The sequence below is a fragment of the Microbulbifer sp. SH-1 genome (assembly GCF_011326135.1).
Lineage (GTDB): Bacteria > Pseudomonadota > Gammaproteobacteria > Pseudomonadales > Cellvibrionaceae > Microbulbifer > Microbulbifer harenosus.
In genome coordinates this window covers 1,546,900-1,564,713 of sequence record NZ_CP046948.1, presented here as the reverse complement: position 1 = coordinate 1,564,713, position 17,814 = coordinate 1,546,900, and the positions used below count along the sequence as shown (strand labels likewise).

Sequence of the window (17,814 nt, the reverse complement as noted above, 5' to 3'; positions counted from 1 at the left end):
CGCGGGATGAGCGCTGCGCGGGTGTAAAGACTGGTAAAGTTGCGACTCTCTTCGCAACTTTCTCTCTCCATTAGCGTCGCAGTGGTGATGATTGGCAAGCGGGTTGTAGAGTTGCGCAATTTCCTGTTCGCTCCGAGAGCGGTATCCCCTCCATTTTTAACTGTGGTCCTGATGGCCGCACTACTGTTACTGAGCCCTCAGTATGGCTATGCGCTGCCTTTTTTCGACAGCCTGCCCAAATTCAAAATCCGTGTGCCGGAAGACCGCGAACTGCAGGGCTGGCTGCGCGATCAACTGAATGAACAGCGCAAATCCAGCAGTGTGCTCAAGTCCTACGACGATCCCTTGGATGTCGCGCGCTACGAGCGCGGCACGCTGGAGAAATTACTGAGATCCCGCGGTTACTACGACGGGCGTGTGCGCCAGTCGGTAACGGATGGCGAAATTCTCTACCGGGTGGTGCCCGGGCGTCAGTTCCGGATCAAGTCGCTGGATGTGCGCATGCCCGCGCACCTGAAAGCGGGCTTTGACGGTGTGGGTCTGCAGGAAGGCGATCCGCTGGATGCGGAAAAAGTGACTGCGGGCGTAAAGAAGATTGAGACCTATCTCGCGGAAAATGCCTGCCTGCTCAACGTGGATGTGACCTACAAAGCCACCGTCATTCACAGCGAACATGCCGCACGCCTCCAATACCGGGTGGCGGATAGCCCCGAGGTGCATATTGGCCAGGTACAGGTACAAGGCGTCGAGACAGTAAACGAAGAATTTCTGCGCAAGCGGGTACAACTGAAACCGGGAGATTGTTTCAGCCGCAGCAAGCTGGATGCGGCGAAATTGCGCCTGTTGCGCACCAACCTGATCGCTGGTGTGAATGCCGAGGTATCGGCCCCGTACGAAGGGATGGTGGACATCACTTTTCTGGTGATCGAGCGCAAACATCGCACCGTGCGCCTGGGGGTGGGTTATGCGTCCGATGAAGGCGCCGGCGTCTCCGCCGGTTGGGAGCACCGCAACATTCTCGGGCGCGGTGAAAAAATTGAAGTGGAGACCCGGGTCAGCGAAATCACGCAGTCTCTCACCGGAGAGCTATTGGTACCGCGCTTTTTTCGCGATGATCAGAATTTCACCGCCAAGGCGGAGGCGTCCAACGAAGACCGGGAATCCTATCAGGCCGAGGCCATTACGTTCGGCGGCACCATTTCCCGCCGCCACACCAAACACCGCACCTTCAGTATCGGCAGTGAGCTGAAGTTCAGTGACGTACAGGAAGAGGGGGAGGAGAGTGAAAACTACAACCTGCTGGCGTTTCCCCTGGGTCTGAAAATCGATACAACCGACAACCTGCTGGATGCACACCGCGGCGCCACCATTGCCATGGAGGTGAAACCCTATTTCGATCTCAAGGGCAGCGGCACCCGCTTTGTCAAAAATACTCTGGTGGCCACCGGTTATCTCACCGCCGAGGAGGTTCGCTACGATCCGACTCTGGCAGTGCGTATCAAGGCCGGCGTGATCAGCGGCATCGACAACCTGGATATCCCCGCGGATGAGCGCTTCTACGCCGGTGGCGGTGGCTCCGTGCGCGGTTACGCCTATCAGGCGCTGGGGCCGAGACGGTTGATTCCATCGACCGTGGCGGGTGAACCGCCCACGCTCTCCGACCCTATCGGCGGGCGGGCGCTGAGTGAAGTGTCGTTTGAGGGGCGCTTCCGCTTTACCGAGACCTGGGGGGGCGTGCTGTTCCTGGATGGCGGCAACGCCTACGCCGACCCCCAGCCAAGTTTCGACGATCTCTACTGGGGTGCGGGCATTGGTGTGCGCTATATGACGTCTTTTGCGCCGCTGCGCTTTGATATCGCTTTCCCGCTGGATCGCCGCGACGACCTGGATGACAGCCGTTATCAGATCTATGTGAGCCTGGGGCAGGCGTTCTGATTATGGCGGTGCAACCTGATTCCACTACTTCCGCACGGGAAAAACGCAGACGCTGGCCGCGTGCTCCGCGCCTGACACTGATCTCGGTGGTGCTTCTGTTGCCACTGCTGGGGGCGATTTTCCTCGTGGGCTCGGAAACCGGGCGTATCGCGCTAACCAACAGCGGCCTCGCCATCGCCCGTCACTACTTGCCCGATCTGGAAATTGAAGCCCGGGGCCTGAGTAGCCCACAGCTGGGGTACTGGTATTTCGACCTGCTGCAGGTGCACTACAAGGACAGGCCATTGCTAGAGAGCCGCAAGCTGACCCTGCAGTTGGACATGCAGCGGCTGTGGCGAAACCAGATCCATATTCCCGAGTTGAGCGCGCAGTCCTTCCTGTTCGACAACACGCTACTGGGCGAATATCTGGAGGCCCACGTCAGTGAAGAGGAAGTGGAAGACACCGCAGAAGAGGTGGACGATCCCACGATGCCCGCTATCTGGGTTGAGCGTTTGTCAGTACAACGGCTCACCATCATCGACAAAAGCCTCAAGGATTTTCCCGAGGTAGCGGTGAACGGTGAGGGCAGCTATCGATGGCCGCGCCGGGAGTCGGCGTTGACCCTGGATATTGCGGAGCTTGCTGAATCCGAAAACGGGCACGGGATGCACGTGCGTCTCGAGGGACGCATGCAGAGCGATACGGTGTATGCACTCACCTTGTCGGCCAGTGAGCGGGCCGGTGGATTTTTGCCGCGCACATTGTTGTTGCCGGCGGGCGAAGGGCTCGATGCAGACGGCAAATTCCTGCTGGAACTCGCGGGCGAAAATCGTGTGAGCGTCGCTGTCGAACGCTTCTCCCTGCCGTTGGTGGAGCACCGCTTTGGGCTGGTTGGCCATGCAGACGTCATGCTGTCGCCCTGGTCCGTTGCCACCGATGATCTTACGCTCACCGTGGACGACACCCGCCACACTATTCGCGGCCGTATCGACAGCGAGGCCGTGGACCTCAAGGTACAGTTGAGCCGCCTGCCTGTCGCCATATCCCATCCCTTTCAGGACTATCTGCGCGGCGGCTGGTTGAGCGCCGATCTTGCAGTGAAAGGTCCGCTTGCGCTGCCCAATGCCGACGGCACGCTGGAACTCAAAACATCCTACCAGCAGCAACCTCTGCACCTGACCGGCGACGTGGAAACCATCGAAGACAGGATTTACCTGCGCACCGCGCGCCTGCAACTGGCTGAGGCGCGGCTCGACGTGAGCGGCAGTGTGGATATTGGCAGTGAAGCCATCGATCTGAAGGGACAGCTCGCGCAATTGCCGTTTGCGGAGATCCGGCGAATTCTCGCGTCTCTTGAGGAAACGCGCGATCTGGAAATTCCGTCGGAACTGGACGGTACCATCGCTCAACTGCAGGTGACCGCCGCCGGCCCATGGAAGAATCCGCGCCTCGGCGTCACACTCGATAGCGGCGTGCAATACCTGGAATTCAATACCCGACTGCAAGGCCGGGCCGTGGGTGATCTCAACAAGTTTGCGGTGAGTGACCTGGTGTTGGAAGGTGAAGGGCTCCGGGTAAGTGGCAGCGGTGAAGTAAATGTCGAGCGCAAGGCGGTACAGTTCCAGTTGGACGTTGCGGCGCGTGGCCTGCAGCCCGCGGAGCAGTTCGGGCTGCCGGTGGACGAGGGCACCGAAGTCGATTTGGATGCGGTGGTTTCGGTCAATGGCCCCTGGGACAATCCCAAAATGTCTGCGCGCCTGTCGTCCGATGGCGAGTATCGCGAGTATCGCTACCGTCTGCGCGGCGGTGCGGTGGGCAATGCCGAGGCCATCACCTTCGACCGCTTGCGGTTGGAGCTCTTCACCGGCGTTGCCGATGCCGCAGCCGATGTCAATGGTGGCGATCCGGCCGCAGCCGCTGAGCAGTCGCTGGTGCCGGATGAAGTGCACGAGCCGAGCAAGGATTACCCATTGGAGCAGGCGCGTGCCCCGCTGGAACAATCCCGCCAACGGGCCGCCGGCGTTGCCGCCCTGGCGGCGGATTCTGAGCAGGCGCGCCAGCGCGGCTACGCCTGGCTCGAACTCAACGGTGTACTGCAACCCAAAGCCCAGCGTGCCAACGGAAGTGTAGCCGCGCGTAATATCCCGCTGCGGCTTGCGCGTCTGGCGGGTGTGGATTTGCCGCCATCGCTGCGCGGCGAACTTAGTGTCGACGGCCAGTTCAGCGGGTCGTTCAGCGATCCCGAGGCCACCGCCAATCTCCTCGGTCTTGGCGAATATCGTGGTGAGCCTTGGCAGATGCAGGGGGATGTGAGTTACAGCAAGGCACAGGTCACACTGTCGGAAGTGAAGTTACTTTGGGCCGGACGCAACCAGCTCACCGCTGATGGCAGCCTGAGTGCGGAGTCTCTGGATCTGGAGCTTCGCGCCCAGGCGGTGCTGGCGGATTTTGAAGAATGGATCAGTGCAGACATCAGTGACAGCGGCGAGCTGAACCTTGTGGCTACCGCGCGCGGCACCCCGAAAGATCCGGATCTCGCCGGCGAACTCCGCATTACCGGCCGCGCGCCCGCACTGCGGGACGATGCACTGGTGCAGTCGCCACTGACCCTGGCGCTCACATGGCAGACCAGTGATGGCGATCTGGAGATGAGTCTGGATGCCAGTCACGGGGATCGCACTGCCGCGGACGCCAAGGCCACGCTGGCCATTGCACCCATCCTTGAGCAGTTGTTCCGCGAGAAACCGGCGGGTGAGTCGCCGCCGCTGCCTGTCGATCTTGAGGCCAACGGCACCGCGGACCTGGCGGCTCTCGGCGCCTTTTTCGACCCGGAAATTCACAGCATGCGCGGGCGGCTCGACTTCAGCCTGGTGGCGGATGGTACCAGCGTCGCCCCCAATGCCCGCGGCAAGATCAATCTGCAGGACGGTTACTACGAGCACCGCCCCAGCAATACCCGCCTGACCAATGTCGTGTTCGTCGCTGATCTTACGCCGGAAGCGTGGCAGGTGGTGGAGGCCAGTGCGCGGGATGGCGATCGCGGGCGGATCGACCTGGCCGGCGCAGTGACCTTCAACGCGCCCGCGCCACCGGCGCTGAATTTTTCTGTTACCGCGCGCAATGCGCACCTGCTCAACATGCCGGGTGCCAAGGGCGCCTTTACCGGTGAAATGCGTCTCACCGGCAATACCGAGGATGCGCTGCTCGCGGGCTCCTTGAACCTGCGGCCGTTAGCGGTACAGGTGGAGCACTTTATCGGCAGCAGTGTGCCCGAGATTGACGTGGTTGAGGTTCAGATGGACGGCGGCGAGCAGCAAGAGGGCTCCCCGCTGATGGGCAACATCGCCCTGGCGCTGGAAATCGTGCTGGACCAACAGTCGTACGTGCGCGGGCTCGGGCTTGATTCCAACCTCAAGGGCAAAGTGGAAATCGCGGGGACCGCCGCCGACCCGCAGGCGTCCGGCACACTGACCATTGTGCGCGGAAAGTTCGACCTGCTGGGCAAGAAGTTCGAATTGCAGGAGGGGCAGGTGCAGTTCCAGAACAATATTGCGGTGCTCTATGTAAAGGGCGTGCACACCTATCCGGAGGGCGAGATTACCGCGGAAATTTCCGGTACTACGGATAACCCCAAAATCGAGTTCAGCTCCAACCCGGCGGCGGCGCAAGACGAAATCTTTGCGCAGCTGCTGTTTGGCAAGTCTCTGACGGATATCTCGCCGCTGCAGGCCGTGCGCCTGGTCGGTGTAGTGCGCACTTTACAGACGGGCGGCACCGGCTTTGACCCGCTTGCCAGTACCCGCGATCTGGTAGGCTTGGACAGTCTGGATTTCGAATCCGAGGCCACGGACGAGGGCGATCAGTACTCACTGAGCCTCGGCAAGTACATCACCAGCCGTATCTATCTCGAATTGCAGCGCAGCACCGACCCGCTCAACCCCTGGCGGGCGGAAATGCAGATCGAGCTGCGCAGAAATCTGCGCCTGGATATCAAATCCGCGGATAACGACGAAAGCGGCGGCGGAAGTGTGGAACTGCAGTGGAAGAAGGATTACTGACCGACTATAAAAACTGGACGATATTAAAAAGGATGGGTGAAAACGAAATGGAATATTCGATTGTCGTTCTGGCCGCGGGTTACTCCCATCGCTTTGGCGGTGACAAGCGCCTCGCCAGCATCCAGGGTGAGCCCATGTTATTGCGCACTCTGCAAGCCACCATGGCGGCGGCTTCTACACTTGAGGATACCCAGATACAGGTTGTTATCCGCGCGCGCGACCCGGTGATCGCCAACGGACTCCGCAACATGCCGGTGCAGGTGCTGCATGCACCCGTGTGGCCGGTGGGCATTGGTGCCAGTCTTGCCTTTTGCGTTGAGCAGCTGCAGCGCCAGGGTGCCAACCCCAGAGCCGTGCTGGTGTGCCTCGGGGATATGCCGTTCGTGGAACCGGAAACGATGGTCACGCTGCTGCAATCCGCGCGAGAGGATCGCATCTGCGTGCCTGTCTGTGCCGGTACCCGCGGCTATCCTATCGCCATCGGTCGGCGTTATCTCACCGCACTTTCACGTCTGCGCCGCAGCGGGGTAGAGAAGGTGCTGCGCATCTACAGTGACGCCGTTTACGATGTGGAAGTCCCCGACCCTGCGATCAACTGCGATATCAACCGCCCGGACGATTTCCACGCAGCAGTGCGGCAGGATCTGTTCGGTAAAATTTTTGCATCTCCCGATACAGCGCCGGGTGAGCGGCTGCCATCGCTGTTGGAATAATGAAATACGCCTCGGTAGCCACCGCAAAAAATTCCGCCGGGGACTGTGCGCCGTAGGTATCGAGAACGGACGGCGCGCGCTCCCCGGTGACATCCTGAAGTTCCGCTTCGCCCTGTAGCGCGTGAATCCGCTGGCGCAATTCCGCAAAAGCTTCCCGCATCACCGGCGCCCAGCTCTTGCCGTCGGCACTCTTCGCAAAGGGCGGTCTCCCGTCTACATAGCCGTCCTCTTCGTCCAACTTGTGGGCAAACTCGTGAATCGCCACATTGTGGCCCTGTTCCGGGTGCGCGAGCCCCTGTTGCAGGTCATACCACGACAGCACCACCGGCCCGCGATAGTGCGCCTCACCGGCGCGCGCGCTCAGGTGGGTGGTTTGAATGTGGCCGTCGTAGTGGGTTTCCTCTGCCACATACGCGTCCGGGTACACCAGCACCGTGTACAGATTGGGATAGCAGTTGTTGTCCCGCGCGAGTAAAAGCAAGCATGCGTGTGCGGCAATCACCACCCGCATTTCTTCGGTGATGATGAGACCGTCGCAGCCGACAAATTCTTTTTCCCGCAGAAACAAGCTCATATTGCGCTTCAGTTCTTCCTGGCGTTCCTTCGGCAGGTGGCGGAATAGGGCGAGACGGTCCGCCAGTATCGACGTCTGTTGCCGCGTCAATGGGCGCGAACGCAGGTAGCGCCGGCGCGCACGCTGCCACACCATTGGCACTACCCAGATGAGGATGGCGAACAGGATAATCGCGAAGAACGTTTCCAAACCGGTAACCTGCATAATCTCTGTCCGGCCAGTGTATCCCAATTGGCGCTTGAGTTGACGTCCCCCGAAATTCTGCGACCATGTGGCGCGCCCGCCGTAAACAGGGTTGGTAGGGCAGAATAAAAATGAAAAACAGGCAGGATTGTCAGGGGTTGGGGTTCCGAAAATGAGTGCGAGCGATTCGGGGTTTATGCTGGTACCGCACGGCTATTGCGTGCGGGGCCGGTTGCAGTTGTGGGTTGGGGCGCACTGCGAGGAATTGCCCAAACGGATGTGGGTGCGGTGTACTCCACAGGGCGCAGGGCCGGTGTCCCACCGCGAAGCCGGTTGCCGCGATTTTCCGCTGCAATTGGAGCGCGAGGCGCCTTCCCTGCGTTACACCGTGCTGCTGTTGCCCGTCACCCCCGGTTGCCGCTATCAGGCTTCCCTGTGGGCACTGGACGAGCAGGGCAGGGCGATTGAACTTGCCGATGCGGAGTTCCGCGCGCGCCCGCGCAGTCTCTCGGATGGTTTCAACGTTTGGTACGGTTCCTGCTTTTATTGCAAGGCAGACAAGGGCGCACTGGCGGCTGCCTTTGACGCCCTCCCACAAGACTGTCGCCCGGACGTTTCCTTTCTTGGCGGCGATCAGGTGTATCTGGATACGGCGGTGGCAACCGCCGGCTGGGGCTTTGCCCCCATTCCGGGTCTGAGCATCGTCAAATCCCTGCGTCTTGCGGCGTTGTATGCCGCGGAAGGTAAGGCGGAACTCGAGCGGATTTTCGCTGCGGAATACCGCGACAACTGGCAACGGGGTCTGCACCGGGTGCTGCGTTCAGGCAATCACCATTTTCTCGCCGGTGATCACGAATTCTGGAACGATTACCCCAACCCGCCGGGATTTTTCTGGGGGCTCGCGATTGCCAGCCTCCGGCAAATCTGGAAGTCGAGCGCGCAAGCATTGTTTGACGCCTACCAGTTGCCCGAGGGCAATGCTTCGGACCAGTTTGCCATTGGCAATGAGCTTGAGTTTTTCTACCTCGATACCTATCTGCAACGGGAGCGGGGAAACAACGCGAGGTTCACCGATGATGCGACTCTTGAGCGCGCGTGTACCTGGCTGCGGGGGCTCACCTGTCCGGGGGTGCTGGTACTGCCCATGCCACTGCTGACCAACTGGCACTGGCGCAAAGGGGGCTGTTTCAAAGCGCGGTTAAAAAATGCTTTTGCGGCCTGGCTGGTAAAACTGGGACTGGGCGACCACTCGCTGGCCGACACCGCCCAATATGAGCCACTGGTACAGGCATTACACGATTGCCCGCAAGATATTTTGATCCTTGCAGGGGATGTGCACTACAGTCGCCTCACACGCATGGAACTGAACGGAAAGCAGGTGGTGGAAGTGGTATCTACACCACTGTCCTGTCTGCCGAGCGCGGGTAGCCGGCCCGACACCACGGTGAAAACTTTTCCCGACAGACCCGTCGCGGATATCCAAGCGCCGGTGGAATATGTCAAAACTGGAAGTTACCGCAAGAAATTGATCGGCCATATGTCGGACAACAATTTCACCACGCTGAACTTTTCCCGCGTAGAGAACGGCATCAATGTCCATGTCCGGTGCTGGAATGTCAATGCGCGCAATGCCGATGGCCAACTGACCCGTGACTGGGAACTGGCAGACGTGTTGCTGCGCCGGCGCAGTGTCGCGGTAACGGCAGCGGTTGCACCGGTCAGCGCAACTGCAGGTAAACCGCAGCGCGAACCCGAGACTCTCACTACGGAGGCTCAGGAATAATGGTGCTCAGAACTTTATTCTTATTGCTCGGTCCCGTGCTGGCGGTGGCGTGTTACTTCCTGATGGTTGCTTTCGGCATGTCCTACCTGCCGGCAGTCACCGCAGCCATCACGGTACTTACTGTCGTGTGGTGGATTACCGAAGCACTGCCCATTCCCGCCACGTCCATCGTGCCGTTCGTACTATTTCCGTTGTTTGGCGTCGGGGATCACAAACTGGTGGCGTCGTCACTCGGCAGCCATGTAATCCTGCTGTTGATGGGCGCGTTCATGTTGTCCAAGGCGCTGGAAAAAAGTGGCGCGCACGAGCGGCTGGCACTGTACATGCTGAAACTGGTGGGCATTTCCAGCGGGCGGCGTCTGGTGCTTGGGTTTATGCTCGCGGCGGGACTGCTCAGTATGTGGATTTCCAACACCGCCACTACCCTGATGATGCTACCCATCGCGCTGGCCATTCTGTCTCGCGCCGACAATCACCGACTCACGGTGGCGCTGATACTGGGGATTGCCTATGCCGCCAGTCTCGGTGGCGTCGGCAGCCCGCTGGGCACACCACCGAATGTGATTTTCATGGGTATTTATGAAGAGTTTACCGGGCGGGAGTTCAGCTTCCTCAGTTGGATGAAAATCGGTTTGCCAGTGGTATTGCTTACACTGCCTCTGATGGCTCTGTGGCTGACCCGCGGCATTCAACTGAATAAATCGCTGGAGGCACCGCCGGTCGGCGAGTGGCGGCCGGAAGAGGTGCGCACTCTGTTGGTTTTCGCCGTGGCGATTCTGTTCTGGGTAACCCGCAACGAGCCTTTCGGTGGCTGGAGCGGCCTGCTGGGTGTGGAAGGGGCCGGTGATAGCACCGTGGCGCTCGGCGCGGTGGTGTTGATGTTTCTGATTCCCAACGGCAAGGGTGGCCATTTGTTGGACTGGCCGACGGCGGAAAGTATTCCCTGGGGAATGTTGCTGCTGTTTGCCGGCGGCATCGCCATTGCAAAAGGATTTGTGGTTTCCGGCCTGAGCGAGATGATGGGACAGGCGCTCGTCTCACTCACCGACATGCCGTTGTGGTTGATGTTGGTGGTGTTGTGTCTCTCGGTCACGTTTCTTACCGAAATCACCAGCAATACCGCCACGGCGACACTGCTGATGCCGATTCTCGCGGTGGTCGCCACCAGCGCCGGGTTCGACCCCATGGTGCTGATGATTCCCGCTGCCATGTGCGCAAGTTGCGCTTTTATGCTGCCGGTAGCCACCGCCCCCAACGCCATCGCCTACGGCACCGGCAAGGTGCGAATTCAGGAAATGGTGCGCGAGGGCGTGGTGCTGAGTGTGCTTGCCTCCCTGGTGATTGCAGGGGTGTGTGGTGTGATGCTGTCCTAGCGGATTAGTTGGTCCGCTGTTTATTGATTAGATTTTTGTTTTTCAATTTATTTATTTTGTGGCTTATTATCCTGGGTTTTCCCGCTTTCCGGCATTTCCTTGATCTGCCCGCGGGAATTGGGTTTCCTAGTGGTTTTGCAAAATCCATCCAATGTATTGGGAGCAACCGGGAGGTCCCCGAATAATGAAAAAACTATCCGTACTGGCCGTGGCCGGAGTACTGGCCGCCTGCTCGGGAGAGTCCCCGGAGAACACCAAATCCATGAGTGAAACTGTAGAGGCGGCACCTGCCGCACAGACGGCGGCGTTGACGTACCCGCCGACCCGCAAAGACGATGTCATCGATACGTATTTTGGTACCGAGATCGCCGATCCCTACCGGTGGCTGGAAGATGACCGCAGCCCGGAAACCGAAGCCTGGGTGAAAACCCAGAACAAAGTCACCTTCAGCTATCTCGATCAGATTCCTTACCGCGATGCCCTCAAGCAGCGCCTGGAAGCCCTGTGGAACTACGAAAAAGTTGGTTCGCCCTTTAAAGAAGGCGATTACACCTACTTCTACCGCAACGACGGTCTGCAGAACCAGTATGTGGTTTGGCGCAAGAAGGGCGATGGTGAAGCGGAAGTTTTCCTCGATCCGAACACCTTCAGCGAAGATGGCACGACCTCACTTGCCACGCTGGAATTTTCCAAAGACGGTTCCATCGCTGCCTATGCAGTTTCGGAAGGCGGCAGTGACTGGCGCAAGATCTACATCATTAATGCCGAGACCAAAGAAGTGCTCGAAGCACCATTGGTGGATGTGAAATTCTCCGGCATCTCCTGGAAAGGTAACGAAGGTTTTTACTATTCCAGCTACGACAAACCGGAAGGCAGCGAGCTGTCTGCCAAGACCGACCAGCATAAGCTCTATTACCACAAGCTGGGCCAGCCCCAGGCTGAAGACGCGCTGGTATTCGGCGGTAGCGAGGCCCAGAAGCGCCGCTACGTATCCGGCACTGTGACAGAAGACGACCGCTATCTGGTAATTTCCGGCGCTACGTCCACCTCCGGCAACGACCTGTTCATTGTGGATCTCACCAAGTCTGACGCCCCGCTGGTGCCGGTACTGACGGATTTTGATTCCGACACCTACGTAATCGACAACCAGGGCAGCAAGCTGTTCCTGGTCACCGACCGCAATGCGCCCAACAAGAAAATCGTCACCGTGGATGCGGCCAATCCGGTACCGGAAAACTGGCAGGACTTTATTCCCGAGACCGAAAATGTACTGACGGCCTCCACCGGCGGTGGTTACTTCTTTGCCGAGTATATGGTGGATGCGCTGTCCAAGGTCTACCAGTACGACTACAACGGCAAACAGGTGCGTGAAATCGCGCTGCCTGGCCCGGGCAGTGTGAGCGCGCCCGACGGCAAACGCGAAGACAAAACCCTGTATTACACCTTCACCAACTACAAGACGCCATCCACCATTTTTGCGTTTGACGTGGAAGAGGGTAAATCCAGTGTTTACCGCGAATCCGGTGCCAAGTTCGATCCGGCCGGTTACGAGTCCAAGCAGGTGTTTTACACATCCAGGGACGGCACCAGGGTGCCGATGCTGATCACCTTCAAAAAAGGTCTCAAGCTCAACGGCAAGAACCCGACCATTCTGTACGGCTACGGCGGCTTCAACATCAGCCTGACCCCAAGTTTCAGCATCCCCAATGCGGTGTGGCTGGAGCTGGGCGGCGTGTACGCGGTGCCGAATCTGCGCGGTGGCGGCGAGTATGGCAAGCGCTGGCACGATGCCGGCACCAAGCTGCAGAAGCAGAATGTGTTCGACGACTTCATTGCCGCAGGTGAATATCTGATTGAGCAGCGCTACACCTCCCGGGATTATCTCGCGATTCGCGGCGGCTCCAATGGCGGCCTGCTGGTGGGGGCGGTGATGACCCAGCGCCCGGACCTGGTGAAAGTCGCGCTGCCTGCGGTGGGGGTGATGGACATGCTGCGCTACCACACCTTCACCGCCGGCGCCGGCTGGGCCTATGATTACGGCACTGCCGAGCAGAGCCAGGAAATGTTCGAGTACCTGAAAGGCTACTCCCCGGTGCACAACGTGAAGGCGGGTGTGAACTACCCGGCGACTCTGGTCACTACTGCCGATCACGATGATCGCGTGGTGCCGGCGCATTCCTTCAAGTTTGCCGCCGAGCTGCAGGCCAAACAGTCGGGGGCGGCACCGACCCTGATCCGCATCGAGACCAATGCGGGCCACGGTGCCGGCACTCCGGTGTCGAAATCCATTGAGCAGTATGCGGACATTTTCGGTTTTACCCTGTACAACATGGGCATTAGCGAATTGCCCCAGGGCTGAACCGATTCCGAAAGGACGTTTCGCGTAATTCAACGCAAAACCCGGCAACTGCCGGGTTTTGTCATTTTTACGGCATCGTTGACTGGCAGAATGGCGTAGCATCGGGCTACCTGCCCGTATCCATTCGATTTATCATGCGGAGCTTGTTGTTCAGATGCACAGGATTGCCACTGCGCCTCGCGCGGTAAACACACCCATGCCGTTACAATTTGATCTCGATACCCGCCCGGCCATATTGCCGTTGTATTTCCGCGCCCTGACTGCCCGCAAACCGGGCCGGCTCCCTCCGGGGCAGGAGCGGGTGCTCGCCAGTGTATTGCTTGGCAATCAGGCGGTTGATCCCGTTCATCTGCAGATATACCGCGATGTCTGTGGTTTTGGCCCCGGGCAGCATCTGCCGGCAACCTATCCTTTTGTACTGGCCATGCCTTTGCAGCTGAAACTGCTGGTCAGTGAGGCATTTCCGTTCCCGGTGTTGGGGGTAGTCCATGTGCGCAACAGCATTACTCAGTACCGCCCGTTGCTGGAGCGTGAACATCTGGATATACGCTGTGATCTGGCTGCCGCGGTCGCGGTTAAACGGGGCTATGAGTTTGAGTTGCTGACAAGCGTGCGTGTTAACGGGGAGCTGGTATGGGAGTGTCTCAGCACGCTGCTGAGCCGCACGCCTCACGGGGAAGCGAAAGTGTCCAGGCCGTCTAGCGGCAAGAAAGCCTGGGTGGCACCTGTGGACGAGGGCTGTGCGAGCGCGGTCAACTGGCAGGTGCCCGCGGATATCGGCAGGCGTTACGCGCGTGTTTCCGGTGATCGCAACCCCATTCATCTCAGCGCCTCCACCGCAAAAATATTCGGATTCCCGCGCGCCATTGCTCACGGTATGTGGACCAAGGCGCGCTGCCTGGCGGCGTTGGAGGAGGGGGCCTACGCGGGAACCCTGCCGGACCGGTTCACCTTGGGTGTGGACTTCATCAAGCCGATATTTCTTCCGGCAGAAGTCCTGTTTCAGTCCGCGCAGAGCGCGACAGGCACCGGATTTTCGCTCAGCAGTGGCGGCAGGCGCGTGAATCTGACCGGCACGCTGGTTCACTGTTGAGCCGTGGGCTACGCCTGCGGTTCTCAGCCGGGCCGCAATTAAAGTTAATTACCCAAAGTTAACCCTTCTTAACGCGGCTTTTGCGAGGCGCAGTGGCATGAGTAAAATGCAAATAATAGTGGCTGAACAGTTAGTTGGACTTATATTTGATTGAATTGCTGTAGTTTGGAATTTTGTTCCAATAAGCGACAATCCAAGCTTGGAGAATTGTCAGTTCTCAAAAGACTCACCATAATCCCTCGTTCTCTTAACTAAATATAACGTCATTACCGGGGGGTATATGGGGCTGGCCAGGCTTAGTGCGCTAGTGCTGTTGAGTATCATTGTTACTGCTTGTGGCGGAGGTGGTGGCGGATCTTCTGACGATGCGCCCGCCGGCGGCTCATCGAGTAGTTCGTCCGGCAGCGGTTCCACCAGCAGTTCTTCGGGTAGCGGTAGTTCATCCAGTGGCAGTTCGTCCGGTTCGGCTTCTGATGCACCGGTCGCTACCATTCTGTTTCCGTGGAAGGTTTCTCGTACCGAAGATGGCAGCATACTGGTAAGAGGGGTTGCCAGAGATACTGATGGTGTTCGTTCCGTCAAGGTCAATGGGGTCGCCGCTACGCTGAAAGCGAATACCAGTCCGAAGACGGTGCATAGCTCCGCAGTGTCTTCTTTTCAATCTACCAGTTCAATGCAAGCGTCCGACTCCAATGAGGTGGAGTGGGAAGTGAATTTACCGTTGGCTGAAGTGGCCAGTACCATACTGGTGGTGAGTACGGAAGATAACAGCGGTAATGTGAACGATGAGGCCGGAGTGGCCGAGGTCATCCAACGGAAGGTGCCGACCTTATTTGCACTGGATACTGATCGGCGATTAATGGTCGGTCAGGTGGAAGGTGACCAGTTAATTCGTTACGGACTGGACGACAATAGTTATTCGCCAATTGATGTTCCTTACCTCGGGACCTGCGATGCGCTGACATTTCTCAGTAGCGAAGACCAGGTAGTATGCGGGCAAGTGCGTGGCAGCTGGCTAACACTGTCCAGTATTTCTCTGGAAACTGGCGTCAAGTCTCAACTCGAAATCCTCAACCTTGATTTCGATTCCGCCGAGTGGTTGTTCGTACACCTGAACAAAATCGAAATTACTGAAGACGAAACATCCCTATACTTATTGTTGAAGTATTTTTCCGCGGAAGATTATTCCCAAAATAAGTCCGTGATCGTGCGCTACGATTTTGCCAGTGAAAGCTTCATTACGATTGTAGACGGGCAAGCGGCGGACAAGCAGAGGCTAGCGTCTGACGACATGACACTGTCTCATGATGGTTTGTTGGTGTTCAGCGAATTCTGGGGCGGGTGGGACGACTCTTTGCGCAAGCTGGCCGTGGATGGTTCAGTGATCAGCGATGTCGCTCCATCTTCCTCTCTGTTTTTGGCCGGAATTGCTGTTGATTCTGCCAGTACAACCGCATTTATGGTCGGTTACGACGGTATAGTGAAAGCTGACCTTGAAAGCGGAACGGTTAGTACTCTTTCTCTGGAAACGGAGGAACCCATTTTCAATATCAATCAGATTCGATCTGTGGGTCTGGATGAGGCCAATAATCGCCTGTTGATTGCCGATTCAGATTTTGACTACGTGCTTGCCGTCAATACGCAGACGGGAGCGCGGTCGGAATTTGCCGGGAATGGCGTTGGTAGTGGCAAGCGTTTGTCTACTCCTCGCGGAATTGCTCTGGACGAAAGTGCGGGTAAGGCCTATTTGCTCGAGGATGCTTACAATGGCGGCTATCTGTTTGAAGTGGATCTGGAGAACGGAAACCGGCGAGTTTTGAGCAAGTTTGATTTTAATTGTCATCAAATTTCCGAGGAAGTGGTCCGAGACCAAGCGCGGAACCGCCTCTATGCGGTGTATGCGAATGATATTTTCAGTGTGAACCCTGAAGATGGAACCTGGACTCGTCTGGTCGGAGGTAACGCGCCCGGGGCAGACTGTGAGGTAAATCTATTTGCCTTCACCGGGGCCACGCTGGATACTGAAAGCAATCGTTTGTTGGTGACGGATGCCTATGCGAATGGCGTGCTGACGGTGGACCTGGCTACTGGCGCTGTAGATACACTCCTGCAGTCCGCAGAAGAGTTGCCGACACCAGTGGATGTGGCCCTGGATTCTGAGCGTGGTGCTCTTTACATCCTGGATCAGGAAGTTGGTGACCTGTTCCATTACGATCTGGAAAGTAGATCACTCACGAGCATGCTTGGGGGGTGCCGCAATGCGCCCATTAGCCAGGGAATAGCCCCTGATCATAGTACCGCCCAGGATCTGCTGTTAGATAGGTCTTCCGGAAGTCTGTGGGTGGTCAGTGACAATTTGGCTCGTGCAGATCTCGCTGGTGATGTATGTACTGCAGAATCCAGGCAGGTACCACATGGTGTGTTCAATCTTGATGTAACCTCAGAAGGTCAGCTTTTGGGAACCTTTTTCAATGAGCTGAAACAACTGGACTTTGAAAGTGGAAACTATGTGATTATTTCCAAGTAAATAATTATCTGATGAAGAAAGGCCACCTTCCGGTGGCCTTCTTTGTTTCTTCGGGGAGAAGACTTACGTGAGTTTGTATAGCAGTTCCGAGAGTGTAGCGAATTCATAACCCTCGGCCTTCAACCGTTCATTGATCAATGGCAGTGCCCGGAGAATTTGCTCGCGCTGGTTATACAGTGGGTGCAGTATCACCACCGCACCCGGAAAGGCATTTTCCACCAGCAAATCGGCAATTTCCTGCGGGTCGTCCAGGTCTGCCAGCGCATCGCCGGAGAAGTGCCAATAACTTGCGTTGGCCTTGCCCTGTTCAAATTTTTCAGGCATCAGCGTAAAAGACGGGGCGAGTATGTTGGGGTTGCGTTCACCCAGGTTGCGCAGGATCCGCTTAGCGCCGTCAATTTCCCGCTGTGCTTTGGTAGAGGCAATTTCCCGGTCTTTTCGGGGGGTGCCTTTGCGGCGTTTCTTTGCGCTATTCTTTTCGTTCTTCAGCGGCAGTGTTCCCGGAAAAAAAGTGGCCTTGATATCCAGCCGTTCCAGTTCGTCCAGTAACCCTTCGTTGCTGCTGGTGCTCAAGCTATCGTCGAACGCGAGGGCGATGCGGCGGTCCTCGCCGGAAGTGGCTTCCATCGGGATGGCCAGCACGGCGATGGCCATGGTGCGGCGCAGCAGGACGCGGAGGGATTTCATGGTGGACATAAACAATCAGTCGGTACTTGGTTACTTCCGGTGAACAGCCGATAAATCCATTGAGCCGGCGCGAGGGGGTTCAATCCCTGAGAAAGTAAAAAGCCGTCGGTGAAGACGGCTTTTTATTTGAATACGAGTGCTCAGCGCTCCAGATACTGGAGCTTGCCTTTCACACCATCCCACTCCTCGGCATCGGGCAGTGAGTCTTTTTTCTCGGTGATATTCGGCCATACCTCCGCGAGTTCTGCATTGAGCTCGATGTATTCCTGCTGGTCTTCCGGCACCTCGTCTTCGGAGAAGATGGCGTTGGCGGGACACTCGGGCTCACACAGGGCGCAGTCGATACACTCGTCCGGGTGGATCACCAGGAAGTTGGGGCCTTCGTAGAAGCAATCTACCGGGCAAACTTCCACACAGTCGGTGTATTTGCACTTGATGCAGTTTTCCCCAATTACGAATGTCATGCTTGTCCCTCGATAGTGCTATCAATAGTGCTGTGCGTTACCGCTGCCGGGCCGGTTCCCATGGTGGGGCCGGGCCCGATTCT

General features: G+C 57.8%; 11 protein-coding genes. 8 read left to right on the top strand and 3 right to left on the bottom strand.

Annotation, left to right across the window (positions count from 1 at the left end; genetic code table 11):
- Positions 1-171 precede the first annotated feature (171 nt).
- From GNX18_RS06845 to GNX18_RS06835, 3 genes are read left to right on the top strand one after another with little or no spacing between them, the layout of a single operon-like run.
- A complete protein-coding gene (locus GNX18_RS06845) occupies positions 172-1,935 on the top strand; it encodes an autotransporter assembly complex family protein (protein ID WP_240914275.1) in 1,764 nt (587 codons plus the stop codon).
- Positions 1,936-1,937: 2 nt separating this feature from the next.
- Positions 1,938-5,975 (top strand): translocation/assembly module TamB domain-containing protein, encoded by a 4,038-nt coding sequence (locus tag GNX18_RS06840; protein WP_138234861.1) that lies wholly within the window; start codon positions 1,938-1,940, stop codon positions 5,973-5,975.
- Positions 5,957-6,688 (top strand): NTP transferase domain-containing protein, encoded by a 732-nt coding sequence (locus tag GNX18_RS06835; protein ID WP_205828080.1) that lies wholly within the window; start codon positions 5,957-5,959, stop codon positions 6,686-6,688. Before GNX18_RS06840 ends, GNX18_RS06835 begins: the two co-directional genes overlap by 19 nt.
- Here the strand turns inward: GNX18_RS06835 and GNX18_RS06830 are convergent.
- Positions 6,579-7,451 (bottom strand): zinc-dependent peptidase, encoded by an 873-nt coding sequence (locus tag GNX18_RS06830; protein ID WP_240914274.1) that lies wholly within the window; start codon positions 7,449-7,451, stop codon positions 6,579-6,581. The two genes, GNX18_RS06835 and GNX18_RS06830, sit on opposite strands and share 110 nt — an antisense overlap.
- Before the next feature lie 307 nt (positions 7,452-7,758).
- Between GNX18_RS06830 and GNX18_RS06825 the strand changes: the two genes are divergently transcribed.
- From GNX18_RS06825 to GNX18_RS06805, 5 genes are all read left to right on the top strand, one after another.
- Positions 7,759-9,228: a hypothetical protein gene (locus tag GNX18_RS06825; protein ID WP_166216438.1), complete on the top strand. Its 1,470-nt coding sequence runs from the start codon at positions 7,759-7,761 to the stop codon at positions 9,226-9,228.
- Entirely contained in the window at positions 9,228-10,601 is a 1,374-nt protein-coding gene (locus GNX18_RS06820) for an SLC13 family permease (protein ID WP_166216435.1), read from the top strand. Before GNX18_RS06825 ends, GNX18_RS06820 begins: the two co-directional genes overlap by 1 nt.
- A 184-nt stretch (positions 10,602-10,785) precedes the next feature.
- The gene (locus GNX18_RS06815) at positions 10,786-12,960 is read left to right on the top strand and encodes a prolyl oligopeptidase family protein (RefSeq protein ID WP_166216432.1); all 2,175 of its coding nucleotides are present in this window, start codon (positions 10,786-10,788) and stop codon (positions 12,958-12,960) included.
- A 196-nt stretch (positions 12,961-13,156) separates the two neighbouring features.
- Positions 13,157-14,053: a MaoC/PaaZ C-terminal domain-containing protein gene (locus tag GNX18_RS06810; RefSeq protein ID WP_166216429.1), complete on the top strand. Its 897-nt coding sequence runs from the start codon at positions 13,157-13,159 to the stop codon at positions 14,051-14,053.
- A gap of 280 nt (positions 14,054-14,333) precedes the next feature.
- The gene (locus tag GNX18_RS06805; RefSeq protein WP_166216426.1) at positions 14,334-16,580 is read left to right on the top strand and encodes a hypothetical protein; all 2,247 of its coding nucleotides are present in this window, start codon (positions 14,334-14,336) and stop codon (positions 16,578-16,580) included.
- A 63-nt stretch (positions 16,581-16,643) separates the two neighbouring features.
- Here GNX18_RS06805 and GNX18_RS06800 read toward each other — a convergent pair whose 3' ends face one another.
- Together GNX18_RS06800 and fdxA are read right to left on the bottom strand one after the other, a co-directional pair.
- Complete coding sequence (locus GNX18_RS06800) at positions 16,644-17,276, bottom strand: hypothetical protein (protein ID WP_166216423.1); 633 nt, start codon at positions 17,274-17,276, stop codon at positions 16,644-16,646.
- A 131-nt stretch (positions 17,277-17,407) separates the two neighbouring features.
- On the bottom strand, positions 17,408-17,731 hold the full coding sequence (fdxA, locus tag GNX18_RS06795; protein ID WP_138234850.1) for a ferredoxin FdxA: 324 nt from the start codon (positions 17,729-17,731) through the stop codon (positions 17,408-17,410).
- Between the last annotated feature and the right edge of the window lie 83 nt (positions 17,732-17,814).

What these genes read in the sequence shown, in the direction of transcription:
- GNX18_RS06805 (WP_166216426.1), top strand. Translation starts at nt 14,334, where the DNA reads ATGGGGCTGGCCAGGCTTAGTGCGCTAGTGCTGTTGAGTATCATTGTT.
- GNX18_RS06840 (WP_138234861.1), top strand. Translation starts at nt 1,938, where the DNA reads ATGGCGGTGCAACCTGATTCCACTACTTCCGCACGGGAAAAACGCAGA.
- GNX18_RS06845 (WP_240914275.1), top strand. Translation starts at nt 172, where the DNA reads ATGGCCGCACTACTGTTACTGAGCCCTCAGTATGGCTATGCGCTGCCT.
- GNX18_RS06815 (WP_166216432.1), top strand. Translation starts at nt 10,786, where the DNA reads ATGAAAAAACTATCCGTACTGGCCGTGGCCGGAGTACTGGCCGCCTGC.
- GNX18_RS06820 (WP_166216435.1), top strand. Translation starts at nt 9,228, where the DNA reads ATGGTGCTCAGAACTTTATTCTTATTGCTCGGTCCCGTGCTGGCGGTG.
- GNX18_RS06810 (WP_166216429.1), top strand. Translation starts at nt 13,157, where the DNA reads ATGCCGTTACAATTTGATCTCGATACCCGCCCGGCCATATTGCCGTTG.
- GNX18_RS06800 (WP_166216423.1), bottom strand. Translation starts at nt 17,276, where the DNA reads ATGTCCACCATGAAATCCCTCCGCGTCCTGCTGCGCCGCACCATGGCC.
- fdxA (WP_138234850.1), bottom strand. Translation starts at nt 17,731, where the DNA reads ATGACATTCGTAATTGGGGAAAACTGCATCAAGTGCAAATACACCGAC.